At 62.9% G+C, this 25,775-nt stretch carries 17 protein-coding genes; 5 read left to right on the top strand and 12 right to left on the bottom strand.

Going from position 1 to position 25,775, the window contains the following annotated elements:
• The first annotated feature begins 5 nt into the window (after positions 1 to 5).
• Genes DWU98_RS10760 through DWU98_RS10745 form a run of 4 tightly spaced genes read left to right on the top strand, consistent with a single transcriptional unit; the run spans position 6 to position 2,254 of the window.
• Positions 6 to 512, top strand: coding sequence for a phage tail protein (locus DWU98_RS10760; protein WP_115495552.1), 507 nt, complete (start codon positions 6 to 8; stop codon positions 510 to 512).
• A gap of 37 nt (positions 513 to 549) precedes the next feature.
• A complete protein-coding gene (locus DWU98_RS10755; RefSeq protein ID WP_115495551.1) occupies positions 550 to 1,083 on the top strand; it encodes a phage tail protein in 534 nt (177 codons plus the stop codon).
• A gap of 53 nt (positions 1,084 to 1,136) precedes the next feature.
• Positions 1,137 to 1,673: a phage tail protein gene (locus DWU98_RS10750; RefSeq protein WP_115495550.1), complete on the top strand. Its 537-nt coding sequence runs from the start codon at positions 1,137 to 1,139 to the stop codon at positions 1,671 to 1,673.
• Entirely contained in the window at positions 1,670 to 2,254 is a 585-nt protein-coding gene (locus DWU98_RS10745; protein ID WP_329955401.1) for a GNAT family N-acetyltransferase, read from the top strand. Before DWU98_RS10750 ends, DWU98_RS10745 begins: the two co-directional genes overlap by 4 nt.
• Here DWU98_RS10745 and DWU98_RS10740 read toward each other — a convergent pair.
• The 6 genes from DWU98_RS10740 to DWU98_RS10715 form a co-directional block, all read right to left on the bottom strand.
• Positions 2,236 to 2,529: a DUF6916 family protein gene (locus tag DWU98_RS10740; RefSeq protein WP_115495623.1), complete on the bottom strand. Its 294-nt coding sequence runs from the start codon at positions 2,527 to 2,529 to the stop codon at positions 2,236 to 2,238. The genes DWU98_RS10745 and DWU98_RS10740 overlap by 19 nt on opposite strands.
• A 113-nt stretch (positions 2,530 to 2,642) precedes the next feature.
• Positions 2,643 to 3,992, bottom strand: a complete 1,350-nt coding sequence (locus DWU98_RS10735) for a hypothetical protein (RefSeq protein WP_115495549.1) — start codon at positions 3,990 to 3,992, stop codon at positions 2,643 to 2,645.
• Positions 3,993 to 4,145: 153 nt separating this feature from the next.
• Positions 4,146 to 4,604, bottom strand: a complete 459-nt coding sequence (locus DWU98_RS10730; protein ID WP_147293295.1) for a hypothetical protein — start codon at positions 4,602 to 4,604, stop codon at positions 4,146 to 4,148.
• A 78-nt stretch (positions 4,605 to 4,682) separates the two neighbouring features.
• The gene (locus DWU98_RS10725; RefSeq protein ID WP_115495547.1) at positions 4,683 to 6,725 is read right to left on the bottom strand and encodes an alkaline phosphatase family protein; all 2,043 of its coding nucleotides are present in this window, start codon (positions 6,723 to 6,725) and stop codon (positions 4,683 to 4,685) included.
• Between the two features lie 207 nt (positions 6,726 to 6,932).
• Positions 6,933 to 8,582 (bottom strand): multicopper oxidase family protein, encoded by a 1,650-nt coding sequence (locus DWU98_RS10720; RefSeq protein ID WP_115495546.1) that lies wholly within the window; start codon positions 8,580 to 8,582, stop codon positions 6,933 to 6,935.
• Positions 8,583 to 8,698: 116 nt separating this feature from the next.
• Positions 8,699 to 8,887 carry a glycosyl transferase family 39 gene (locus tag DWU98_RS10715; protein WP_115495545.1) on the bottom strand — a complete coding sequence of 63 codons (189 nt, stop codon included), beginning with the start codon at positions 8,885 to 8,887 and terminating at the stop codon, positions 8,699 to 8,701.
• A gap of 208 nt (positions 8,888 to 9,095) precedes the next feature.
• On the opposite strand from DWU98_RS10715, the gene DWU98_RS10710 reads away from it, so the two are divergent.
• A complete protein-coding gene (locus tag DWU98_RS10710; protein ID WP_158545034.1) occupies positions 9,096 to 9,524 on the top strand; it encodes a GNAT family N-acetyltransferase in 429 nt (142 codons plus the stop codon).
• Between the two features lie 119 nt (positions 9,525 to 9,643).
• On the opposite strand, the gene DWU98_RS22425 is transcribed toward DWU98_RS10710, so the two are convergent.
• The 6 genes from DWU98_RS22425 to DWU98_RS10660 form a co-directional block, all read right to left on the bottom strand.
• Positions 9,644 to 17,362: an ESPR-type extended signal peptide-containing protein gene (locus DWU98_RS22425; RefSeq protein ID WP_158545033.1), complete on the bottom strand. Its 7,719-nt coding sequence runs from the start codon at positions 17,360 to 17,362 to the stop codon at positions 9,644 to 9,646.
• Between the two features lie 122 nt (positions 17,363 to 17,484).
• Entirely contained in the window at positions 17,485 to 18,300 is an 816-nt protein-coding gene (locus DWU98_RS10680) for a sulfotransferase family protein (protein WP_115495543.1), read from the bottom strand.
• A gap of 173 nt (positions 18,301 to 18,473) precedes the next feature.
• Positions 18,474 to 19,472 carry an AraC-like ligand-binding domain-containing protein gene (locus DWU98_RS10675; protein ID WP_158545032.1) on the bottom strand — a complete coding sequence of 333 codons (999 nt, stop codon included), beginning with the start codon at positions 19,470 to 19,472 and terminating at the stop codon, positions 18,474 to 18,476.
• Positions 19,469 to 20,752 (bottom strand): MFS transporter, encoded by a 1,284-nt coding sequence (locus DWU98_RS10670; protein WP_115495541.1) that lies wholly within the window; start codon positions 20,750 to 20,752, stop codon positions 19,469 to 19,471. The genes DWU98_RS10675 and DWU98_RS10670 overlap by 4 nt, the downstream gene beginning before the upstream one ends.
• Before the next feature lie 210 nt (positions 20,753 to 20,962).
• Entirely contained in the window at positions 20,963 to 22,783 is a 1,821-nt protein-coding gene (locus DWU98_RS10665) for an alpha-L-fucosidase (RefSeq protein ID WP_230474797.1), read from the bottom strand.
• 223 nt (positions 22,784 to 23,006) lie between these two features.
• A complete protein-coding gene (locus DWU98_RS10660) occupies positions 23,007 to 25,601 on the bottom strand; it encodes a two-partner secretion domain-containing protein (protein WP_158545031.1) in 2,595 nt (864 codons plus the stop codon).
• Positions 25,602 to 25,775: the final 174 nt, after the last annotated feature.

Below are 25,775 nucleotides of genomic sequence, written 5' to 3'. Positions count from 1 at the left end.
ACGCTATGTCCAATTATTTCCTCGGGCAAATCATGCTCACCGGTTTTGGCTTTCCGCAGCGTGGTTTTGCACTCTGTAATGGCCAATTACTGCCGATCCAGCAAAATACTGCGCTTTTTTCGCTGCTGGGCACGTATTACGGCGGTAATGGCGTAAATAGTTTCGCGTTACCGGACCTGCGCGGGCGAACGCCCGTCGGCGCGGGCACTACCTATAACCAGGGACAGGTATTGGGCGTGGAAAACGTCTCGCTCACCCAGGCGCAGATGCCGAGCCATCAGCACATGATGAACGCCACGAATCAAGCCGGCACCATCCGTGACCCTAATAACACCATCTATGGCGCACCGTCGAGCGAGTCGATCTACGCCGCGCCCAATAACAGTCTGATTCCGCTCGTGAACACGCAGGTGCAAAACACCGGTTCCGGGGCGCCGCATTCGAATATGCAGCCGTTCTTGGCGATCAATTTCAATATCGCCCTTACCGGCATCTTCCCGTCGCGCTCTTGACCGTCGTGCCCTATTCCTTTTTGCAAGGAGCAATGCCATGAGTGAGTGTTATGTGGGCGAAATTCGCCTCTTGAGCTTTCCACGCGTTCCCAACGGCTGGTTCGCCTGCGACGGGAGCCTTCGGCCCATTTCGCAATACGATGTGCTGTACCAATTGCTCGGTACGACCTACGGCGGCGACGGCGTCAATACGTTCGGCTTGCCCGACCTGCGCGGGCGCATACCGTTGCATCAGGGCACCGGCATCGGACTCTCGCCACGCGTAATAGGCCAGCTGGACGGTACCGAGAGCGTCACGTTGAACAGCAACCAGTTGCCCCTGCACACGCATATCGCCAATGCCACCAATAACAACGCCAGCACCAAAACGCCCGGTCCTACCGTGCTGCCGGGCGCGCTTACGACGACCGACACCATGTATGCCACGGACCTGGCCGGTTCGAGCTCCTTCACAATGGCGAACACCAGCATTTCGGCGCAGGGTGGCAGTCAACCTCATGACAACACGATGCCGACACTGACCGTGTCCTACTGCATAGCGTATCAAGGCTTTTATCCATCGCAGGGCTGATGCCGCATCGCGCATGCAATCCACCATGACATCGCACGTTCGGGAGCACGCTCATGACACAACCATTTATTGGTGAAATTCAGGTTTTCGGCTTTAATTTCGCGCCCTATCAGTGGGCGCAGTGCAATGGCGCGACGCTGGCGATCCAGCAGAACACCGCGCTCTTCTCGCTCATTGGCACCTTGTACGGCGGCAACGGCACCAGCACGTTCCAATTACCCAATCTGGCAGCGCAAGCGGCATGCAGTCAGGGGCAGGGACCGGGTTTGTCACAGCGTGACGTCGGGGAGGCATTCGGCGTAGACAGCCTAACGCTCCTGACAACCGAGATGCCCGTGCACACCCATGGGTTCACCGAATACAACCAGCCCGACACCAGCAAGCGCACCAACAAACCTTCGTCGGGCAATGCATTGATCATACCTTTCAGTACCTCTCCTTTTCCGGCCGTAGGCACCAAGCCCAACACCACCTTCAGTCCGCAGATGCTGAACCCCAACGGCCAGAACCAGCCGCACGAAAACCGACAACCTGCCCTGGCGCTTAATTACTGCATCGCTCTGTACGGCGTTTTCCCCTCATTTTCATGATGCCGGGTGCGTCTTTTCCTCTTCCGGCATTTCCCTCGGGGCAACCGGATGCGCCAGCACGCGCGACATCGTTCGCCGTGCCGGACATCCGGTTGCGACATGCCGAAGCATCCGATTTGCCGTTTCTGCGTCAGCTCTATGGCACCCTGCGTGCACAGGAGCTGGCGCAAACCGGCTGGCCGGACGATCTGCAGCACGCCTTTCTCGACAGTCAGTTCGCATTCCAGCATCGTGACTTCGTGACGTCGTATGCCGCGGCCGATTTCTACCTCGTGCAATGCGGTGATGAGGCGATCGGGCGTTATTACCTGCTGCGCCAACGACCAAGCTATCTGGTGATCGACATCGCCTTGCTGCCCGCTTGGCGCGGACAGGGCATCGGTGGCGATTTACTCGCGTGGACGCAACAATTGGTAGCGCGGGACAACCAGGCCACGGGTATCGACCTGCACGTGGATGAACGCAACATCGCGGCGCAGCGGCTCTATGCACGGCTCGGCTTTCAGGTCACTACGCATTCTTCGCCTTACTTCGCCATGCATTGGCCACGCGAACAGACGAGTCAGTTGAATACGGCCTGATACACGAAGCCGTCCTGATTGCGCGCCACCGGTACCAGAAAAATACCGAAGCTCCCCAGCGCGGGACTTTCCATCTGATAGATGCGCTGCGGAAACAATATTGCCGAAGCATGATGGAAAAACAGCGAAAACGGCGCGCGCATTGTGCTTTGAAATCCAGGGGCTGGAAGCGGTCGCGCTTCGATCAACACGAACGGTGAATCGCCAGCTCCGAGATCAACCGTGAAAGTTTCATTGATGTGGCTGGCGAAGTGTTCCAGCGTAAGGATCTGCACGTCCACGCCCCCTGTGCTTCGGCGAGTGGTGAGTGTTGCACGGATCATGTGCAAACGGTAGTTGCATTGCGAACGAACCGGGCCGCGCAACGGGCCCGGTTCGTTCGCACGGATCAATGCAATTCGTTCAATGCAGGATCGCGTTCCACCTTGTAGACCTTCGCCGGCGGCGTCGCCGACTTCATCAGCTTGAGGCGGAAATTTCGTGCCTGCTCGCAGGCGTTGTGGCCATCGGCGAAGACGCCACCCTGATTGCACTTCCAGTCGTAGAAGTTGGCGATGCCACCGGCAAGCTGCAGGCTGAAGTCGGTGCTGAGCGCGCCTGGGCTGAACGGCACGCCGGCATCGATGTTCTGGAACCAGCGCATCCATTCTTTGGAACCTACCGGCGGCACCTTGTCCGGCGCCTGGAAGGTCGGGTTCATCGGTGCCAACTGCGGGCTTTCAGCGGTCATATGACAGCTCAAGCACGAGCTGACGGGATTGTCCACCGGGCCGTTTAGACGTCCATTCCATCCCAGGTGTGTCGGTGGCAATTCGGATGTATTGGGATTGATGGCCGATTCAAGGATCGTCGGATTGATCTTGGTGATCGAGGGTTTCGGATTGGTGTGGTCGTTGCCGGTGTTCTCCGGATCGTTGCCCCACATCACGCCCACCGGCACCAGGTTGTCCCAGCTGGGCTTGTGCGTCATGTTGCCGTTGTATTGGAACGTGCCGAAGATCCAGCCCGTGCCGGGCATACGTGTGTCGCGCACGGCAAAATCCATCTGGATCAGCGCAACCTCTTTGATCTCGCGATTGGCCGAGGCAAAGCTGTCGGTCACATAGGCCTTCCACAAAACCGGCTGAACCAGGAACGGCACCTGGCTCACGTCGATATCGGCGAACAACGCTTTGCAGACCACCGTACCGTTGTGAAAGCTGTTGGGCTGCGAGGTGTAGCTGGGATCGGGATTTTGCGGATCCTTCCAGACCTCGCCAAAGGTGTAGCCGCCGATGTCGTTGTAGATGCCCACCGCGAAGGTCTGCCCTGTCGCCGACTGCGTTGGAGCAAGCTGCTGCTTTTGAATCTGCGCTTCCTTGGTCAGTCCGTGGATGCCTTCTCGGCCGAGTGGCCCGTAGTGTTGCCACGGTGCGTGATACCAGTGCCGGATGGGATTTTTCTGCACATCCCAGTCGTTCTCGACATTGCCTTCCAGACAGTATTTTTTGACGGCTTCCATATAGGGCCGCCACTGCTCGAAGTTGTTGCTGTGCTTGGCAGGCAACAGGTCGAAGAATGCCGGCAACGGTCCTTGCGGCAGCGCCTTGGGATAATCCTGGCTCAAATGGAATAACGGTCCTTTGTACGACGCGGGCGGCTGGTAGCCGTAATCCGGAAAAGTCCCCGCGTTTGCGACAGCACTCATCATCACCAGTGCCGCAACGGCACCGGCCATTCCGCCTTTGGCGAAAAGCATAAGTTGTTCCCCCTTGCTTGGTCATCCTCGCGCAGGCATTGCGCCTACGCACCGTGTCCGGTGTGAAGCTGGCCCGGACTGCCGTCCACGATCCATCGCAGGCTAACTTGGGGCCGTCAATGTGGTGAAAATGTGAAGAAGGGGCGGTGGAGGTCAGTCGCTCGGGCTGGTGCACGCGGCGTAGCGCTTGCCCTCGATCTGCAGCACGTCCTGGCCGTCCAGTTTCACGCTGCCGGTGTAGTGCGCGGGCGAATCCAGGGCAATATGGCCGTTACCTGCGTGAGTGCCGCAATGCACGCTCCAGGCAAGCGCGGTGCTGGTGCGATGTTCGCCGCTGCGTTGACAACTGGCGTCAGGCGCCATCGCGTCCACAAAGGTCGTCCAGGGATCGCCGCCGTCGTACAGGCATTTCCACTTCACGGCGTCCGGGTCTGCGCGGCCATGCTTGAGGGTGTGCAACGTGATCTTCCACAAGCCCGGCATGGCCTGAAAATCACCCGGATCGGCGTGAGTAGCCGGGCTGATGGCGCTGGCGGCGCCGAGCAACATCAGCGCGGCGACAGGATTGGACCAGCGACTCAAGTGACTGACAGATCGGGTTAACAGGCTCATCGTGACGTCGTTCCGGTTCGGCAAAACAAAAAACATGCCCCACCCGCTCAAGCGGGCAGGGCATGTCGATCAGGATACTCAGTGTTGTGTTGCGGCAACGCTACCGTTGTCGGATTGCCAGCCACGGTGGAAGTCGAACATATCCATCAGGTCGCCAATGGCAGGTGCATTGACCGGCACATAGGGATTGTTCTGGAACTGGATCGGATTCGGCAGGTTGTCGCGGCTGCGCCCGGAGATCGTCTGGTCGATGCCCCAGTTCGCTTCGACGAATTTGTCGAACGACACATGATCGTAGTACGTGTGCACGACGCGACCGCCGGTCGAATACTTGGAAACCACCAGCAGCGGGATGCGCGTGCCGTCACCGAAGAAGTCGATCGGCTGCACGTACCCGGAGTCGTAGTAACCGCCGCCTTCGTCGAAGGTGATCATGATGGCGGTGTTGTTCCACAAGGTCGGATTGGCCTGCACCATCTGAACGATCTTCTGCACATACCCTTCGAACAACTCCAGCTTCGACGAAGCCGGATGGCCGTCCAGCAGTCCATCCGGTTTGGCGATGGATACCGCCGGCAGCGTGCCGTTCTGGATGTCGCTGTAGAGGTTGTTGATGTCCTGGTTGTTAGCGCGCAGGGTCGGGTTGGTCATGATCTGCGTGGAGTACAGGAACGGATCGCAGATGTTGCAGAAGGTACCCGCTTCACCCGATTCCGTGCCGTTGGACCAACCTTCGCCGTAGTACTTCCAGCTCACGTTATGGCGCGTCAGCAACAAGGCCAGGTTCTGCTGCTTGGTCGGCGGGATCGTGTACTGATCCGCACCCAGCGGCGCTGCCGCGCCGGTACCCAGATAACCCGGGTTGTAGTTGTTCACCAGATAGTACGCACCCGGCTTGCAGTCCGTGCCGCGGAAAGTGCGATAGGGCAGGCTCTTCAGATAGCTGCGCACCGGCGCAACGCCCGGCTGCGAATCGTCGGCGCATTCCACATAGGAACCACCGCTGTAGCCATCCTGTACCCACCAGTTGTTGGTGCCGGTCTGCGAGTTCGGATTTTCGATCTGGTTGGTCGGCGGTACGGCGGGGTTGCCATTGGCATCGGCATAGTAAATCGCATCGCCGAAGCCGAGCATGATGTGGTTGGCACCCGTGCCACCCATCACCGACTGATGGAAGTTGTCGCTCAACGCATACTGCTCGGCCAGCTGCTTGAAGTACGGCGCATCGCCTTGGGCCATGTTGAGGAACTGCATCGAGGTGGAGCCTTCACCCGTGCTTTGATCGGTGAAGTTGGCCGGCTGCGTGACACCGTTGTTACCGGCACCCATGGTCACTTCCACCCACGGGAACAGGTCGGCGCGACAGCCGCTGGGGTTGCTGCGGGTGGCGTTGGCAACCTTGCAATCGAGCTGCTGCCACATTTGGAAGAAGCGATGCACGGGACTGTTGGCGTAGTCGTTGTAGCTGATCGACGCATGCATGTTGACTGGCGCATTACCCAGCGTCGCCGGGAAACGCGTGTCGACCACATCGTTCGGCAGGCCCGTGCCGCCTTCAGCCAGCTCGACATAATCGGCGCTGGGGAGTGCCGGTTCGATCGCCTCGGCTTGCGCCGCCGATGCCAGATACGGCTGAGTCGGCGCGCCGCCGGTGTCCATCTGCGGCAGATTGGCATACGCGCTGGTGCGCGTGGGCGAATTGGAATAATCGCCGCTCTGGTCCGCTTGCCACTGCTGTGCCTTGGCCACGTTCGGTCCCGGCGTACCGTCTGCCTTTACGATGCCTTCGGAAAGCAAGTTCTCCACCGTTTGGCCGTGCGGCGGGGTGTAGGTGGCGAACACGTGATCAAAGGTGCGGTTTTCACCGATCAGCAGAATCACATGCTTGATCGGCGTGCGCGTGTGGTTGCTCGCGTCCTGCGCGGAATTGGGGTTGTAGAGGGTAACCAGGCCGCCAGGTTGGCTATGTACGGGCGTGGTGGCGGTGGCAGGCACGTTGGCGCGAAAGCCCGCATCATTGGGAGGTGTGGTGGTCTGCGCATTCGCCATCCCAACCAGGCTGGTGATGAGCGCGCACAGTACAAAGGGTTTCAACTTGGCATTGCCAAACGTCGTGGGCATATCTGGTGTCTCCTGCTGGCGTGCTGCGATACCTGCAATCGAGTAATCCCCCTGATTACGGTTTGCGTTAGAGACTTCCCCCGCAAACCGCCGAGAAGTCTGCGCCGCTTAGATGACGCGACGTTGGCAAGCGCGCGACATCACGTCATGACTGCATGACAGTGCTGCGACAAACGTGACCACGTGCACGCCGCCTTGACGCAATGCTTAGGATTGCGCCGGCAGTACGCGGTAAGGACGCATCATTTCGTTGTCCTCGTGCTCGAGGAAGTGGCAGTGCCATACGTAGCGCCCGGGCTCGCCCTCGAAGCGCATCGCGATGCGCGTGACCATGCCCGGATCGGCGCGCACGGTGTCTTTCCAACCCAGCTCGTGCGGTTCAGGCGAGATCGCCGGACCGGTGAACACGAGTTTGCGGTGCGCGTTCCAGGCGAACAGGTCGAACGGCCGGCGATCGACGATCTGGAAGCGCACGAGGTGCAGATGAATCGGATGTGCATCGCCCGTCAGGTTGACGAAACTCCAGGTTTCGATGCTGTTTTGGCGAGGGCTTTCGCTGATCGGGTCGGACCAGCGCTTGCCATCGAGCAACATCGTCATGGCGTTGCCGTTGGCATCGTCGACTTCATTGAGCGTGAGGATGCGATTTTGTACGGCACTGACTGGGTCGATGCGCGGCACCGAACGCAGCGTTGCCGGCACGGAGGACATATCGCGTCGACCTTGTTCGCGCACGCGAAATTCCAGGATGCCGTCGGCTTCATGCCGCAGTTGCACCGACTTTCCCGCAACGGCGGAGAAATCGATCACCACGTCCGCGCGCTCGGCCGGATACAGCTCGATGCGCGCGCGCTGCAGCGGAGCGGCCAATAAGCCTTGATCGCTTGCCACCTGCTGAAACGGAAGATCGTGTGACAGCGATAAATCGAAGAAGCGTGTGTTCGCGACGTTGATCATGCGCAGACGGTAACGTCGCGGCTCCACCTCCAGATAGGGAAAGATCTTGCCATTGCACAGCACCAGATTGCCTTCGCACTGCATCACCCAGGGTGCGGACGGATCATCCGACACCGGGTAATAAAGCTGCCCGTTCTGCGCCACCAGCCGATCGCACAAGATCAGCGGAATATCGGCATCGCCGGAAGGCAGGCCGAGCGCCGCTTCTTCTTCATCGCGCACGATGTAGGTACCTACAAGACCGGCATAGATGTTCAGGCGCGTGATGCCCATTGCGTGATCGTGATACCACAGCGTGGCCGCATCCTGTTCGTTGCCGTAGCGATACAGCGCCGAATGCCCTGGCGTGAACCAATCCTCTGGAAATCCATCGGCATCGGCGGAAACACGCGCACCGTGCACGTGCGTGATCGCGCGCACCTCCGGCTTGTCGCGCTCGGCGCCGTGAATGCTGTGATCGATGGGAAGAAAATGCTTCGGCGGCAACGCATTCACCCATTCCACCAGCAGTGGTTCACCCTTTCGCGCCTCGATCGTCGGACCCGGAAACTGGCCGCCATATCCCCACAGCGATGTCGGCGGGATATCGCGATGCAGGCGCGCGGTGCAGGCGCGCATGTCCAAACGGTAGTAGGGCAGCGTACGCTCGGGTTGGGACGGATGAGCACGTTGCCCGGCAGCGCGCGCAATCGACGGTATCGGCAGTGGATCGACGAAACGCGCCAGCGAGGTCGGGCTGATCAACGGCACCTTCGGCGCCGCCAGCATCGCTGCGGTGGTGCGCATCGGCATGGCCATGGGCATCGCCGCCGCATGGGCTGAGCGCCATGCGTCGCCAAGCACATACATCCCGACGCACGCGCCGGCACCGCGCAGAAAATCGCGCCGTGTGATCGTCATGGGCAAGCCTGCATGCGTACGCACCGCATGCCAGCATCGAATGCGTTAATCATCCTTAAGACCCTAAGCGGCCCGGATGACAACGGTGTTGCAGGCCAAGCGCCTGCGTTCAGGAATTACCGTGCATTGGCCACGGTGCGTCGCCGGACCTGCACGATGCGTCGCCAGCCGCAGATTTCACACGCCAGACCCGCGGCGACCAACACGATACCGATGAGCGGCGCACCGAAGAACAGCGGGCCGAAACCCAAAACGGTGACGACCAGTGCCGCAATGAACAGAAGCACGGTGATGAGACGGTACATGGTCAACCTCATGATGCGCGGCTAGAACGTCACCTGGTGCGTTCAGTTTAGCCGCGCGTTTGTTATGCGTCCGGCAAGCACCCACGTCGCGCATGCTACGCTTGAACGACGCCGCGCGCATGCATGCAGGCGAGGGGGGTTCATGATCGATACCGACCATCCGGCTCACGCAACCCGACGGATGAAGGTGCAATGGATTTTCGGTGGTATGTCCCAGGCGCTGCGACGGGAACTGGTCGCGCTTTGGATGCGTGAAGGCGTGCTGCCCAGCGCCGACGAAGCCTGGCGCCGCAGCTGGGAGGCCGCGTGTCTGCTGCATGAGGGTGACGCCATCGCCGGTGTCTGCACCGTTGCCATCCGCATGGACGATTACGGCAAGTCGTACGGGTTTGTGCGTATTTTTATCCGCCCGAGCAGCCGCATGCGAGGCTTGGGTACCCGCATGATGGAGCACATGATCGAAGGGTTCACCGCGCTCGCGCAGGAGCCCGGCGCGCCACAGCGCCTGATCGTCACCGTCGAGAACCGCAAGCTCGAACGGCGTGCAGGGCAGCGGCTGCTTGCCGGGTTGGGTTTCGTGCGCGTCGGCACGGCTGCCAACGGTGAATGGATCATGGAGCGCGGCCTCGCGGCGTGATGCCGCGTGCTGCTTCACCGGTGACGCTACCGATTCCGTAGGTGCGAACGTCGGGCACATCCGTGTGCCCTCTGCTTGCGTCGCCCCGGCGAAAGCCGGGGTCCAGTGACGCTCATGCGTTAGAACTTCTTGGTGAAGCCCACGCTCAATGCGTTGTCATTGAGGCGACCGCTGAACTGCCCTTGGTAGTCCAGGTACAGGCTCCATGACGCACCCGCCTGCGCGGTGATACGTGCGCCGACCGTGGCCGTACCACGACCCAGCGTATCGCCGGGCATGCCGAACACGGTGCCGTCCTGGGCCGTCTCTTGCACAACCGGGGTGTTGCCATTGCGCGTGTCATAACGGTAACCCACGGAGAATTGCGGCACATAGCTCACACCCTGTGCCACGAACGGATGCGTGAACGCCACCATCGCATACGGCTGCATGGTGTTGTACGTGCTATGCGCGCCCTGCACAGGGAAGGCTGAAGCCAACGGACTGGTGCTCGCCAACGTCTCGCCGAACGCGTTCAAGCTCTGGTGTTGATACAACGCACCTACGGCCGGTGTGATCTGCCATTGTGCCGCCGTCAACGGCCATGCCGCCTGCAATGCTGCCGCCGTGGTGTCACCGTCGGGCGACGCAACGCTGCGGCCGACACCCGTCTGGCGATACACGCGATAGCTGCTGTGCGTTTCGTCGATCATGCCCGACACCACCACCTGACCGGTGTTGGCAAAGGCATACAAACCGCCGTGGACATCGTCGATCGTGCCGTTGCCGCCGTCGCGATCGTTACCGTTGATGCGATCGAAGCCCGCTTCCACACCGACGTGTGCCGTGTCAGCCACGGCCCGATCCCAACCGCCCTGCAGCCCGAATACGGTGCTGTTCAGACCATTGGTGCCAGACAACGAATTGCTGCTGCCGCTGTATTGCACCCACAAGCCGCTGTTGCACGCCGAAGCCAGGGTATTGGAATGCGCAGCATCCGTGCCATTGCATGCGGTTTCGGTCGAACGCAACGTAGCTCCCAGCACGGTGGTCAGCGATTGCTGACCGACCAGGTTGTCCGCACGCATCAGGTTGCCGTAGACGCTTCCGTCGTTCGGTGCGACCCGTGCCGAAGGCGTGGTGGAACCCGCAGGCGTGAAGACGAGATCGGCCTGCGAGGCGCCATAACTCACTTGTGCGTTAGCGGGCGCGGCACCGTTCGCAACGGTGCTGGTGAACTGTCCGGTCACCGACTTCGCACTCACCAGCGTGTAGCTGCTTTGCGTGTACGTGCCCGGTGCGTAGATCAGCTCCAGCGTACCCGCCAGGGTGGCGCTGCCGGTCACATCCAGCTCCGATGCCTGCGTCGGCGTCATGTCGATCTGCAACGTCGCGCCTGCGTTCTGCGTGTAGTTGCCGTTGATCGTCAGCACACCCACCGAACCGCCTGGCCATACAGTGCCGTCGTTGATGACATTGCCGTCAATGGTGCCGTGACCGCGCAGCATACCGCCCGCATCTACCGTGACATTGCCTTGCAGCGATGCACCCGGGTGCGCGCTGTCGCCCACTTCCAACATGCCCGACGCCACCGTCGTACCGCCGGTGTAGGTGTTGACGCCATCCAGGATCACACTGCCGGTGCCAGTCAGCGCCAGGCTACCGCTGCCGCTGATCGCACCGGCGTAAACCACCGTATCGCTGCGATCAAATGCCAGCGCCGCGTTATCCACCACGGTGTTACTCAACGCGCCGCTGGTGCCGCCATTGCCCACCTGCAGCATGCCGCCGCTGATGGTGGTGGTGCCGGTGTATGTATTGCCGCCGGTGAGGATCAACGTGCCCGCACCGCTCTTGGTGAACGCGCCATCGCCGCTGATCACGCCACTGAAGCTGCCGTTAGCCGTCTGATCAAACGTAAGGTTGGGACTGCCGCCGCTCACCGCCGAGAACGTCACGTTGCCGACGATGCTCGTGCTGTTGCCCGCCAGCGTGCCGTCGGTGATCGTCCACGACTGGCTGGCGTTGCCGGCACCGCTCAACGTCCACGTACTCGTGCCCGCCTTGGCGAACTGCGTGAAGCCCTGGATCGCGGTGCCGCTACCCATCGCGCCGACCTGACCCAGGTCAAAGGTGGCATTGGTGCTGCCGCCGAGCGCGAACGTATCGCCGCCGTTGGTGGTACCGCTGGTGCTGACCACATTACCGATGAATTTGCCAACGCCATTGCTGGTGGCTTCGATCACCAGCGTATTGCCGCCGCCGCTCAGATCCACCGCATCGGCCTGCACGCCAGTCGCGCTCGTGCCGCCAGCAATCGTGCCTGCATTGATGATGGTGCTGCCGCCGGTCGATACCACGCCCACGCCGCCCGCACCACCGGTGCCAGCCGCGCCGGCCGTGTTGCCGTTGCCGGCGTAGCCAGCCGTTCCCGCTGCGCCGCCATTACCGCCAGTGATGCTGCCGGTATTGGTCAGGCTGAAGGTGGCGCCGCTGACGCCCGCGCCACCCATGCCGCCGTTACCGCCATTGCCAGAGACGCTGCCGGAGAAATTCGCCTGGCCACCTTCGCCACCATCTCCGCCTGCGCCGCCGATGATCGAGCCGGCATTGGCAGCAACGAAGCCCGAGCCACTGACACCGGCTCCGCCAGCACCGCCGCTGCCGCCCGCGCTGGAGCTGCCGATGGCGCCAAACACGCCATTCGCGCCCCGGCCTGCACCGTTCCCGCCCCCGCCATTGCCACCGGTGCCGCCGCTGCCGCCGGCAATGGCGTCGTTATTGGTGAGCGCGAATCCATTGCCCGTAACACCCACGCCACCGACACCGCCAACACCGCCAACGCCGCCGTTACCACCCGTGCCGCCCGCACCTTGGGTCGAGTAGCCACCATAGCCACCATACCCACCCTTGCCGCCAGCGCCGCCATTGCCACCCACGAGCTGATAGTCGTTGATGATGGATGCGCCGTTACCGCCGCTCACCGCCGCGCCGCCCGCCCCACCGGTACCGCCACCCGTGCCGTTGGCGCCGTTGCCGCCTGTGCCGGTCGAGGAACGCCCTCCGCCGTAAGCGCCGTAGCCGTCGCCGCCGTTGCCACCGTTACCGCCTGTGACGGCTCCGGTGTTGGTGAAGGTAAATTCGCTACCTTCCACGCCGTTGCCGCCCGCACCGCCCGCACCGCCTACTCCCGGGCTGCCGGTATTGCCTCCGATCAAGCTGGCGCTGTAGCCACCTTGCGCACCAACACCGCCCAGGCCGCCGTTGCCGCCGGCACCGCCCGCAATGGTGCCGGTGTTGGTGAGCGTGAAGTACGTACCGGTGACGCCAGCACCACCTGCACCACCCAGCCCGCCGGCACCCCCGTTGCCGCCGGTGCCGCCATTGCCGGAACTGGATCGGCCACCCGCCCCGCCGTAACCGGCAAAACCACCGGTGCCGCCCTGGCCACCGTAAACGTAGCCGCTATTCACCACGACGAAATGGTTCCCGCTGACCGCCGCGCCACCCGCGCCGCCAGCGCCACCCGCGCCACTATTGCCGCCGTTGCCGCCAGCGCCGGTCTGTGTCCCGCCACCTTCGCCCGCGTTGGAGCCACCGTAGCCGCCACGACCGCCGTTGCCGCCTTGCACATAGCCAGCGTTGGTCAGCGTGAATTGGCTGCCCTCAACGCCATTGCCGCCCTGGCCGCCCGCTCCACCATTGCCGTTATTACCACCCTTACCACCATTGCCGTTTGCGTAGCTGCCGGAATGGCCGACACCACCGAAACCGCCATTGCCGCCGTTGCCGCCCGCGATGTAGTCGTTGTTCGTCAAAATGAAATGGGTGCCGGTCACGCCCGCGCCGCCGTTGCCACCGGCGCCGCCCGCACCACCACTACCGCCCGCGCCGCCGTTGCCGTTCGGGATAATCGGGAAGGGCAGATTGTTAAACAAACCGGCTCCATTACCGCCCGCGCCACCCGCACCGCCATTGCCACCCGCGATCCCGTTGTTGTTGGTGAGCGTGAAGGACGTACCGCTGACGGCCGCACCACCCGCGCCACCGACGCCGCCTGTGCCGCCGTCACCGCCGGCACCACCGTTGCCGATGGTGCCGCTGGCGGGGTCTGCCACCCAGCCGCCATAGCCGCCGTAACCACCGACGCCACCCTTGCCGCCCTTGCCGCCCATGATCGAACCGCTATTGACCAGCGCGCTGGAACCGGTGGCGTAAACACCCACGCCACCCTGACCGCCGGCCCCACCGATGCCACCCGTACCGCCGTTGCCGGCCGTGATGCTTGCGGGGCCCGTCGATGCGGGCGGTGTCGTACCACCGTATTTTCCGCCGAAGCCACCTTCGCCACCGGTACCGCCCGCGCCGCCCAGGCCGCCCGTGATGGTGCCCGTATTGCTGAGGGTGAGGCCCGAGCCGTTCACGGCCGCACCGCCCGCACCACCCATGCCGCCCACCGCGCCAGCACCGCCGGCCGGCAGCGTCGTGTAGCCGGAACCGGCGTTATAGAGGCCCGCAGCGGCGCCCGATCCGCCGGCCCCACCTGAACCCGCGGTGCCGCCCGTGATCTGACTTTGGTTGTTTAAAGTGAACCCAGCGCCGCTCACCGCCGCGCTGCCCGCGCCACCCGTGCCGCCAGCGGCGTATTTCGCGCCGTAACCACCATTGGTACCGCCCGCACCCGTCACTGACACGCCATTGGCCACGCCCAGGGTGGTGCCCGAGGACGCGCTGAAACCGCCGTTGAACGTGCTGCTGCCGACCAGGTCCAGCTCGCCACCCTGGACTTGCCACACTTCATTGAGATTGGACGAACCGCTCAGCGTCCACGTGCTGCTGCCGGTCTTTTCATAGGTGGCAAAGCCTTTGAACTGCGCACCGCTGCCCTGTTCGCCGAAGCTTGCGTTGAGCGAGCCGTTGGCGCTGCCACCCAGCTCAAAGGTGTCACCGCCGGTGCCAGTGCCGGTGCCGCTGGTGCTGATTACGTTGCCGTTGATGACCGAGCCCGCCTCCAGCACCAGCACGTTTCCGCCACCGCTGAAGTCGATGGCATCGACCTGCTGGAACCCATTGAAATCGTAACCGCCGCTAATGGTGCCGCTGTTGGTAATGGTCGAGCCGCCGGTCGATACCACGGCGACTCCCCCCATCCCAGCCCCGCCTAACGTGACAGTCGACGGATCGAAGCCACCACCACCACCACCACCACCCCTGATGGTGCCGCTGTTGGTGAGCGTGAAACCCGAGCCGTTGATGGCGACGCCGCCGGCACCGCCATTGCCCGGCGTACCGCCCACGCCCGGCCCACCGCCATCACCTCCGCTACCACCGTAGATCGAGCCGGCATTGACCACCACAAAGCCCAAGCCGGTCACGGCCATGCCGCCCGTGCCACCCGCGCCACCGAGGCCCGATGTACCGTCGCCGCCCGCAGACGCGCCGGCCGCACCACCGGCACCGCCGGAGCCACCGAAGCCACCGCGGCCGCCTGTGATAAACGCTCCGGCCCCGTTATTAAGCGTGAAGCCGCTGCGGGCTACGACTGCTGCGCCACCTGTACCGCCATAACCGCCCGCGCCACCAACACCGCCATTGCCGCCGGACGGAATATTGGGCCCGCTCGCAACGCTGCCGCCCGCGCCACCTGCGCCGCCGTTGCCACCGCTGCCACCCTCGCCACCACCGAGGCGCCCGTAGTTGCTGAGGGTCGATGTCGATGCGTACGCGATCACGCCCGTGCCACCTGCGCCACCCGCCCCGCCTGCACCACCCGCCCCGCCGGTCTGGCCGTTCGTCAGGTAGGAGCTGCCTGTGGTTGCACCGTCCCCGCCTCTGCCGCCGTTACCGCCGGTACCGCCGTAAAACATGCTGTTATTGGTGACGGTGAAGCCACTACCAACCATACCCGCACCGCCCATGCCGCCGGCACCGCCAGCGCCACCCTGGCCCGCAGCAGCGCCCGATACCGGATTGCCGCTACTGCCCGAACTTCCTCCGATACCGCCAGCGCCGCCGGTACCACCGGCGCCACCACCACCGCCCCTCGTAACATCCGAGTTCGTAAGCGTGACATTGGTGCCATAGATGCCCGCGCCACCGGTGCCGCCCGCACCACCCGCACCACCGGAGCCGCCCGCGCCACCGTTGATGGTGCCGACGGGGGCATTGCTGGCCGAAGCCCCATACGCTCCGACACCACCCGTGCCGCCATTGCCGCCATCACCCCCATAAATGCCTGCGGTACTGGTCACCGAGAGGTTTGAGCCGCTGATACCGGCACCGCCGGAGCCGCCAGCCCCACCTGCGCCGCCCGCCCCGCCTGCACCGGCGATGGAGTTCGAATAGACGCCGCTACCACCAGCCCCTCCCGTGCCGCCATCACCGCCAGTGCCGCCGCGAATCCCGCCAAGACCACTATTGCCAATGGTGATCGAGGTGCCGCTGACGCCTACGCCACCGGCAGCGCCAGTGCCACCGGTTGCGCCGCCATACCCGCTGTAGTTGCTACCCCTTCCGGAGGAGCCGGCAATGCCTGCTGCACCGGACCCACCGTCGCCGCCCCAGATGGTGTCCTCATTGGTCAAAGTGAAGCCGGAACCGGCTACACCGGCCCCGCCGGCACCGCCCGTCGCACTGGCAACGGGCGTGCCCAATTGATAGCCGCTTGCGCCACCACCCTCGCCGCCCCTACCGCCAGCGATGAAGCCGCCGCTACCGTTAATAATGGTCGAGTTACCCGTGGCCATTACACCGACACCGCCAGCCCCAGCGATGCCGCCGGTTTGGCCGCTGCCGCCAGCACCGCCATAGCCGCCCGTGATGGAACCTTGGTTGGTCAACGATGAATTGACCATCGTGACGGCCGCGGCGCCGGCACCGCCCGACCCGCCGTAGGTGTCGCTGGTGCCGTTGGTACCGTTCCCGCCGAAGATAGCCCCGCTGTTGTTGTTGATGGTCACGGATGAGCCAACCACGCCAGCACCACCGGCGCCGCCCGCGCCCCCAATACCGCCGTCGCCCAGCTGTCCGCCACCGTTGCCGCCGTAACCACCCCAGACCCTGCCGCCGTCGTTGATGGTGAGCGTGAAGCCGGAACCGGCCACGCCCGCACCGCCCCCGCCGCCAGCCGGGGCAATGTAGCCGCCACCACCATTGCCACCGTTGCCGCCGCCTACGACTGTGCTGGCGCCAGCGATGATCGTGCTTCCCGATGTTGCGTAAATACCGGCACCGCCGCCGCCACCGCCGCCGCCATTGCCGGAGCTACTCGCGTACGCCCCGGGGTTACCGTTACCCCCATTGCCCCCATTGCCGCCCCAGACGCCGCCGGTGTTGACGAAAATGCCTCCGGTAGCGACATAGCCGGCAGCACCACCACCGCCGCCGCCGCCGCCCGCGGACCCGATTGAGCCGCCGCCGCCACCGCCGCCGCCGTAACCATGCGTGGCCGCCGTAGCGCCAGCGCCACCCGCGCCGGGCATGTTGGCTGCGCCACCAGCACCCCCGCTGCCGTGGGCACCCAAGCCGGACGAGCCGCTGCCGCCATAGGCGCCGCCCGTACCGCCTGAATTGGCATAGGCGCCGCTGGAGACGGTACCGGCTCCCCCACTGGCCGAGCCAACAACGCCATTACCGCCAGTGCCGCCGTTCGCCCCTATGTAGTATTGGGCCTGCGCGGGCGCGGCAACCGCGACCAGGGCTGCGGTTACCGCCAACGCCAACAGGCGCGACTTCAGCGCCGGCTTCGACGACGCCTCCGCGCCACCGCCCACGCCGCCCTTAGGCGCGTTAACCAGTTCCGATGCAACTTGCATCACGCCGAGCGTGCGATTGAAAACGAGTCGATAGATGCGGTTCACGGCAATTCCCCTGTTAACGTCCGATGTGTCGGTTTATGGCGTTGTATTCAGACGATCGCCGCGCATACACGCGCAGCGATCGAGGTTTTTGAAAAGCGTTCGGCTGCACGCGTGCGCAGCATTTAAACCACCCGCACCTGGCGGGGGTTGAGCGTTGGATCGAGCCAGAAGGCGTCGTTTTCGAAACGACGGAACACATCCGGCGGCAGCACACTGGTGCGTTCGCGCACGGCGATTTTTTTGCGTACGGTGTGCAAGCCCGGCGTACCGGCGCGCAGATCGAATTCATCGGCGTGGTAGCTGATGTTGTCGAAATCGTGCGTGTAGGCAGGCTCGCCGATGAAGTCGTACACCGCGGCCATCGCGCGTGCCGGATCGCTGGTCAGCGTCTCGTAACGCAGCAGCATCAGGTTGGCGGTGTCGTGGCCGTAGAAGGCTTCTTTCACGGCGTTGTAGGCATAGCCGACCATGCCATCGCCATTGGCCAGCCCTTCGGCGCGCGAATACACCGTGCCGCCGGGCTGGTAATTGAAGATGGACGAAGGCTGGAAGGTGTTCTTGCGGACGAGTTGCTCGACGCTGTCGATGATCCACGACACATGCCGCACGCAGGCGATGACCTTGCTCTGCGGGAACAACTCCTTGAGATGGTGCATACGGGTGCACCAGGCGCGATTGGTGTCGAACACCACCTGGGCGTCGTATTCGGGGCCGTAGTAGGTGTCGAACAGACCCTTGAGCATCCGCTTGCGCTGTTCGTCGGTGATGAATACCGAGTACTCGTTGCGCCCGCTAAGGTCGCCCAGCAGGGTGTTGAAGGCGCCGCCGAGCGGCCCGCTCATACCCGCATGGAAGCGCGGGTTCTGGCTCAGGATGGCCGAAAGCAGCGTGGACCCGGACCTGGGCAGGCCCGAGATAAAGTGAAAGCGGCGTTCCATCCAATCCCCTGTAGGTTCGGCACGATCGGCTCTCGCCTTGTCGTGCCGTATATTTATGTGATGCGTATCGCAGTTTTATTCGCTAGCTGATGCTAGGGGGATGAACCGGAAAGGGACATGTCTGTGCGTCGCACGTTTGGAACGCACGTACAGGAAGCGGGAAGGTGCGCGCGCTACTGGAGCTCGGTAAGGCTGCTGTTCCAGCGGCGCGCCATCAGGTCCACCGCAGGATGTTGCGCCCCCCGGATGCTGGCCGCACGGTAGGCACCCGGGGCGATGCCGAAGGCCTGCTTGAACAGTCGGCTGGCATGGCTTTCGTCGGAAAACCCCAGCATGGGCGCCAGCTCAGCCAGCGACAGGCTATCGAACCGGCGGTTGTCCAACCGATCGCGCAACTGCTGCAGCCGGCAGATTTGAATGAAACGCGCGACGCCGCCGCAAAAATCAAACAGGCGATACAGGCCGGCGCGCGAGATGCCGGTGGCATTGATGATGTCTTGAATGCAAAAGTCAGGCACGCCGATATTGGCTTCCACCAGCCGCCGCACGGTTTCGTAGCGCACATGCTCGAGCCGGTGAAATTCCGAGCGCGCGCCCGAACCGAAGGGTTTGATGGCCACCGACAGGAGATCGATCAAGGTGCGCGTAATCGCCGCATGCGCGCCGATCGGCAGATGCGGTACCTGCTCGATCAGCGCGCGCAACATCGCACCGAGCAAGCCGCCCTCGCGCGCTCCGACGAGGTAACCATGCAGATCCTGCACATCGCCGACTGCCGCGCGCATGGCGTCGCGCGCCACGCTTACGGTGATCAGGTTCACGCTGTCGGTCACCGTTTCCATCGGCTGGGTGGTGTCGAGCAGCACGCTTTCGCCAGGCGTGATCACGAGGGTTTTGCCATCCAGGCAAACGGTCAGTTCGCCGGCCACCACATGGCTCAGCACGAAATGGTCGAAACCATCCTGGGTGACACGCTGCTGGCGAATATGGCGCACGCCGCCGAATTGGCGTGCGAACAAAATGGTGCGATCCAGTTTCCAGCTGCGTACGCGCGCGAAGAACGTCGCACCGGTGCGCACGACGTCCGCGCCACGCGCGTACAGCTCGCTATAGCGCGCGAACGCGTCGTCCATATCGAAGGCAGCGCTGTCGAAGTTAAAGATCTCGCTCACGCGGCAGCCTCCATGGCCGCGCGACGCCAGCCCGTACGCGCAATGAGTGCCGCCACGATGCCGATGGTCGCCGCGCCGACGCATACACGGATCAAGGCGAGCGACAAACCGTGGCCGCCCATGCCCAATCCATCGCTGACCACGCCCGTCATGAACGGCCCCAGCGCAACGCCAGTGACGGTGATAAAGGCCATGAAGACGCGCAATCCCGCATCATGCAACGACGCCCGCAGCATCGAGGGCAACCCGGCCAATGCGGCCAGCGCCGCAATGTCGGCCACCAGCGATGCCAGTGCCAGCAAACCGCAGGACATCGTGGCCGACGTCGCGCGAGGAATCAGATAAAGCAGCGGAATCACCAGCAACAAGGCGTACGCGATGATCACCGTCGGCGGCATGTTCTGTTTGCGCTTGTCGACGAGGATGCCGGCGATGAAGTGACCCATCGGCGCCGCCACGAGCAAGGATGCACCGAACACCCATGCAGCCGTCGCAGGCGCAAGCCCTTGTTCGCGATGCAGTACCGAAGGCGCCCATGCCCCCACCGTCTGCACCACCAGCACGCTCGCGCCGGCACCGCACAGATACGCGCACATCAAACCCGGCCGTGCGCGAAAGGTGAACAGCATCTGCCGGGCCACGTCCCTGGCCGAGGGCAACATGGCGCGCGCCGGCTCGGCACGGCATAACAGCGCGACGATCAACACGAGATTCGGCGCGGCCATCACGACACACAGCAGGCGCCAATGTGCGAAACCGGTGCCGGGCATCCAGCGTGCCAATAGCGCCAGCGTCGCGCCGCCCAACACCATGGAAAGACTGCGGCCCACGGCCGCCCCCGCCGTGAAGATGGCGATGGAGCGCGCGCGCCAGCGTGTCGCCACGCATTCCACGATCAGCGTCAGTGCCAGCGGCACATACGCGGCTTGCCCCAGACCCGTCAATGCACGCGCGCCCACCAAGGCCATGAACGAATGGCCGAACGCGAACACGATTGTTCCGGCCGCCCAGGCCGCGACACATCCGGCGAGCACCGCAAAACGATGACGCGAACGCGCCAGCGGCCAAGTCGCCAGCATGCCGGCCACATACAGCAGCACAAAGGCCGGACCATCGAGCACGCCAAGTTGCGTGTCGGTCAAACCGAGGTCCGCCTTCAGCAACGGCGCAGCCACCGCAGGCAGGTTGCGATCGATGAACGCCATGCAATGACCGAGCGCCAGCATGGCGATCAGCGCTTTTGGCACGTCCGGGTTGGAACAGCGATCGGACAGCTCCATCGTTCCCCTGCACACCACTTCATGGGCAAAGCACGCGACGCTGGGCGATTGACCGCGTGACTCCAAACAGGATCAGGGAGCAATGTTTGTGCCACGCGGCCTGGTGGGATTTAGATCGATCCAAGCGTGACGTTGCGCCTAGTGCGCGCCGACCCGCATGGTCAGCTTATGACCCTGGCACGACGCCCTAGGACAAACTGACGGGCAACCCTATCGGGCCGGTGACAGCTCCACCGACTGCACCGTCACCGGCAGCGGCGTGCCCTGCACGAACGGCGCGGCAGGCGTGAGTTCCAGCTGCATGGCGTACGGGTGCGCGTTGCGGTTGCGATGGATGTGCACTACCTGGCTGGCGGCTGGCTGCCCCGTACCATCGAGTGACAACGGATAGCGCACGCCATCGACCCAAACATCCAGCTGCGCGGGTTGGGACGAGGGCGTGTAGTGCACGGTGAGCACATAATCCGTCGCCCGTGCGTCGAGCTGCCAGCTGAGCTTGTAGAGGGTGGCCGGCGCTTCGTAGCCTTCACCGTTGTAGTTGAGGTAATGCTCGGCTTGTGCGGGCTGTAAATGAAAAGCGCCATCGGCTTGGGCGGCCAGCATGCGCGGACGAACGTGCAACGGGCCTTTCAGCGGCAGCACGACAACCGGCATGAAGGTGTCGCTATCGCTGTTCTGCGCGGTGGCCGTGGGCCAGTTGGCTAAACCGTCCACCGCAACGGTTATATCCTCGCCATCGCGCTGCACATCCACCGTCGATGCGGGGGAACCGAGGCGGTAAGCGCGACCGAATGCGGTGTCGGCCAGGCCGGGTACATGCAAGCGGTGATCGGGCGGCAACTTGGTCACGAATAAATAGATCGCATGCGCGCCAACCGTGGCGTAGCCGAAATCCACCGGCGCGAAGGGTTGCTTGCGCGTGCCGTAGATCGCCTCGCCGTTGCGTTTCAACCACGCACCGATACCGCGCAACACCTGCGCTTCATACGGTACGACCGAACCGTCGCCTTCCGGCCCGATGTTGAGTATGTAATTGCCGCCCTGGCTGACCACGCGGACCAGACGCGTGATGTTCTCGCGGATTTTGCCCTGCGGATCGCTTCTGCTTTGCCATGAACGATAACCCCAGGTATCCGGGAACATGGATGCCGGCGCTTGCCATGGCAACTCCATGCCGACATCCGGCTCGGCATTGTCGCCCATCACCGCGAAATCGCCGTAGTAATTCCATGCCCTGCCAGAGATCATCGTTTGCGGCTGCAAGGTGTGCACGGTATGTGCAAAATCCTCGCTTTGCGCGGGCGTGGGTTTGCCCATGTCGAACCAGATTTCCGAAATGGGGCCGTAGTGACTCAACAGCTCCTTGATCTGCGCGACATTGAACGCTTCCTGCGCGGACGTAATCGGATTGCTATTGCCTTCGATGTACGTATTGCCGCCGGGGTGGTGCCAATCGATGGTGGAGTAATACACACCGAACTTGAGACCCGCGCGCGCGCAGGCATCGGCCAGTTCCTTGACGATGTCCTTATGATAAGGCGTGTCATCCACCGTGTTGTAACGGGTTTGTGCGGTGTGGAACAGATTGAATCCATCGTGATGCTTGGCGGTGATCACGATGAATTTCATGCCCGCGGCCTTGGCCAGCGCCACGATGGCATCGGGATCGAATTTCGTGGGATCAAATTGCTTGGCGAGCGCTTCATAATCCTTGGGCGAAATCGGTGCATTGGCGAGAATCTGCTCGCTGTAGCCGTTGTCCACACGCTTGCCGCTCCACATGCCGCCTGCAATGGAATACAGGCCGAAGTGGATGAACATGCCGAACTTGCGGTCTTGCCAGGCCTTGATGGTTTGCGCGCTGGGGCCAGGGCCGGCATGTGGCTGGGGCTGGTCGAACGGGCGGTGTATCGCGGCCTGTGCTTCGGTTGCCTGCGCAGACGAGGGTGCCGCGAAAAGGCTTTGCGCGCCGCACGCCATGGATATGAAGAGCCCTAGTGCGATTCGCTTGCCGCTCACAACCGTCCTCATGCTCGCTGCGCCTTTTTTTAGTGGATGCAGGGAGCAACCCTGCCATGAAATCGGGATTATCGGGGTAAAGCGGCAAGAGCTATTGCATGGATGACGGCAGCGGCGACGCTTTAGACAGCGCGCCTTCCCCCACATAAGGATGTGAAGATGGCTTGCGTGGCGTGCACAAACAACAACGGGCGCCGAGGCGCCCGTTGTCGGATGACGCCAATGCAAACGTCGTTTAGTTCCACAGCTTGCCGTCGATGTAAAGCTGCGGCGTGTCGATCATGTCACGATTCACACTAAGCGTCCTGCCTCCCGTGATATCGACCACATCGTTGGCAGCGATGCGGCTATTCACTTGAAGATAGTTACCAAGCACGTGAACTCGATCGGCCGCAATCGCGCCATCTACACGCACGTCGCCGCTGCCCAAGCCCTGGATGTCCACCGCCCCGCCCTCTATCGTTCCGGTATTGACGAGCATGCGATTGCCTCCAAGTCCACCCATCGCCTGAAGGCTGATGGAGCCGTTGCTGTTTGCAAGCACGCCATCGTTACTGACGAGCGCGACAGCGCGAGGCGCATCCGCCGTCGTGCTCATGCCACCCGTGGCATCAGTATTGACATGGGCGGCATTCGCAGCAACCAGGGCGATCTGTCCACCGTTTGAGGTGATGATGCCGGTACTGTTGTTGAATGCGCGCAGGCCCAACAACTGGACGCCCGCTTCGCCGCCGTTGATCGTCCCATTATTGGTCACGGAGGTGAGACCCGTATCGTTTTGCAGGGCAAAGTCATGACGGCCGTTGGCGTCATTGAAGTCATCCTCGCCGATGCTCAGTGCCGACAGCACCACGCCATTGCCGTTGATCACGCCCGTTCCGCCAACAACGACGCCGTAGGGGTTGATCACGAATACTTGGCCGTTGGCGGTCAATGAACCGTCGATCAGCGTGGTATCCGTTCCCGTCACGCGATTCAAGATGGCCGATCGGCGGCTGGGCTGATCAATCGTCACCGATGCGCCTTGCGATATACCGAATTTGTCCCAGTTCACGATCATCCGGTCGGACGACTGGCGGATCGTTGTATCCACGCCATTCTGCGTAATGGTCCCGGCACCACTGGCGATCGTGCCCGTGCCAAGGCGGCTATCGGTCGGGGTTGGGGTTACGTCGGTATTGGGATTGGGACGGCCGAAACGGTCCAGCCCCGCTGCGTTATAACCGCTGCTGTTGAAGCCACTGCGGTTGTAGCCGTTCTGGTCGTATCCATCGGCGCCATAGACAGGCGTGTAGTCAAGCGAACACCCGCACATCGTGTAGGTTTGACCCTTGTTGGTCACCTCGTAATACGGTGCGTGAATGCCCTGATTGATGAATACCGTGCCATCGTCGCCGTAGTTTCTGATGTACGCGCGCTCTGTCGCGTTGACACCGCCCCAGACATTCATCGCATTGTTGGCGCCCAGGGAAACAGTCTTACCGCTCACGGAGCCACCCACGCCCAGCTGGCCTACGGTCAAATTGTTGCCGCTCCCCAACCGCACCGCACCCTGTGCGACCACGTCGCCCAACAGCACCGCATTCGTGGCCGCCCCCACGTCGATGGAACCACCGGCCAATGGCCCATTGACCGTGATGCCGCCGTTGCTCTGCAGCACGACAGCACCGCGTGCGCTCACCGAATCCACCGTTGTCTGGACACCCGATCTCAGCGTGACATTGCCATACGTGGAAGTGATGGCGCCATTGGCTTTCAGCGCGTCGCTTGTACTTACATCGATGTCGCTGGCAACGTTGAGCGGATTGTTTAGGGTCAGGCGCCCACCACTGCTGACCATCAAGACGCCTGCATCGACCTGCCCCAACGCCAAACTGTTGTTTGCAGAAATCGTCATGTAACCGTCCGAGCTCAGCGTGCTGCCCTGCCCATTGAGCACGCCAGCGCTGGAGAGGGTGATGTTGGAATGTCCCTTCACTTGGCCAGCTAGCCAAACGCTACCCGCTGTCGAGTAGATGACCGCGCGGTAGGCGTCAATCGTCCCCGTATTGGAGATCGCGTAGCCATCCGTGGCGGTCGACGGGACGGCGGTGAGATAAACGCCGCCGCCGCTGCTCGTCAACGCGCCGTAATTAGCGGCCAATGCATTGGCTGGCCCCGCGGCCATCGCTACGAAGTCTCCCGTCGATGGCTCCTGCATCCCCTGACCGGCGGCGAGCAGCGACACGTCACCGCCGTATGCGTTGACCACACCACCCGCTTCGTTCACGACCCGACCGCCAAGGAAGGTCACGCCACCCGTCGCGGCCATGATCGTACCCGCATTGGTTACCGCAGCGGTGGCCGCGCTGTTTCCGTTGAACGTGATGTAGCGTTTCTTTTCCATCATGAACTCGGCGTCGGACACGTCCACGCCCGAAAGCACCACGCCGGTCGCGGTGATGCTGCCGCTCTTGCCCACCGCAATGCCGTTCGGGTTCACCACGTACAGCTGGCCATTGGCGGTCAAGCTGCCGTTGATCTGGGTGGCGGCCCCGGAGACCACACGGTTCAGCGTCGCCGAGGTCATCGACGGTTGAATGAAGTTGACGCTTTCGCCGGCACGTGTGTCGAAGTTGTTCCAATTGATGATCGCGCGGTCGCTCGTCTGGTTGATCGTGGTGATCGTCCCGTTTTGAGTGATGGTCGCTTGGCCGACGGCCGTGCTGCCGGTAGTCACCGCCGCGGCTTGCCCGGCCGTGGCCAACATGATCAATGCCGTCATCGGTTTCAGGCGCAGCAATACCTTATTGCGTGCGGCGTGTCTGGCGATGCTGCTGCGATGGTTCATCTTTCTTCCTTGCTTTGAAAAAAACGGTAGGGCTGTTGAGCTCGACAAAATCGCCATGCGCGCTGTCGTTGCTGGGGCGACATCGCAGCGATGGTCTTTCATGCGGTTTACCTGCTTGTCGGGCGGCTTTGACTGCATGACGTATTTAGAAAAACGACATCGGCAAAACCGCTG

It is taken from the genome of Dyella monticola, assembly GCF_003363155.1.
GTDB lineage: Bacteria > Pseudomonadota > Gammaproteobacteria > Xanthomonadales > Rhodanobacteraceae > Dyella_B > Dyella_B monticola.
This window is presented reverse-complemented; position numbering and strand designations above follow the sequence as displayed.

Bases quoted from the DNA above. Each gene is read 5' to 3' on its own strand.
- DWU98_RS10760 (WP_115495552.1), top strand. From the start codon at position 6: ATGTCCAATTATTTCCTCGGGCAAATCATGCTCACCGGTTTTGGCTTT.
- DWU98_RS10755 (WP_115495551.1), top strand. From the start codon at position 550: ATGAGTGAGTGTTATGTGGGCGAAATTCGCCTCTTGAGCTTTCCACGC.
- DWU98_RS10750 (WP_115495550.1), top strand. From the start codon at position 1,137: ATGACACAACCATTTATTGGTGAAATTCAGGTTTTCGGCTTTAATTTC.
- DWU98_RS10745 (WP_329955401.1), top strand. From the start codon at position 1,670: ATGATGCCGGGTGCGTCTTTTCCTCTTCCGGCATTTCCCTCGGGGCAA.
- DWU98_RS10735 (WP_115495549.1), bottom strand. From the start codon at position 3,992: ATGCTTTTCGCCAAAGGCGGAATGGCCGGTGCCGTTGCGGCACTGGTG.
- DWU98_RS10730 (WP_147293295.1), bottom strand. From the start codon at position 4,604: ATGAGCCTGTTAACCCGATCTGTCAGTCACTTGAGTCGCTGGTCCAAT.
- DWU98_RS10725 (WP_115495547.1), bottom strand. From the start codon at position 6,725: ATGCCCACGACGTTTGGCAATGCCAAGTTGAAACCCTTTGTACTGTGC.
- DWU98_RS10720 (WP_115495546.1), bottom strand. From the start codon at position 8,582: ATGACGATCACACGGCGCGATTTTCTGCGCGGTGCCGGCGCGTGCGTC.
- DWU98_RS10715 (WP_115495545.1), bottom strand. From the start codon at position 8,887: ATGTACCGTCTCATCACCGTGCTTCTGTTCATTGCGGCACTGGTCGTC.
- DWU98_RS10710 (WP_158545034.1), top strand. From the start codon at position 9,096: ATGTCCCAGGCGCTGCGACGGGAACTGGTCGCGCTTTGGATGCGTGAA.
- DWU98_RS10680 (WP_115495543.1), bottom strand. From the start codon at position 18,300: ATGGAACGCCGCTTTCACTTTATCTCGGGCCTGCCCAGGTCCGGGTCC.
- DWU98_RS10670 (WP_115495541.1), bottom strand. From the start codon at position 20,752: ATGGAGCTGTCCGATCGCTGTTCCAACCCGGACGTGCCAAAAGCGCTG.
- DWU98_RS10665 (WP_230474797.1), bottom strand. From the start codon at position 22,783: ATGAGGACGGTTGTGAGCGGCAAGCGAATCGCACTAGGGCTCTTCATA.
- DWU98_RS10660 (WP_158545031.1), bottom strand. From the start codon at position 25,601: ATGAACCATCGCAGCAGCATCGCCAGACACGCCGCACGCAATAAGGTA.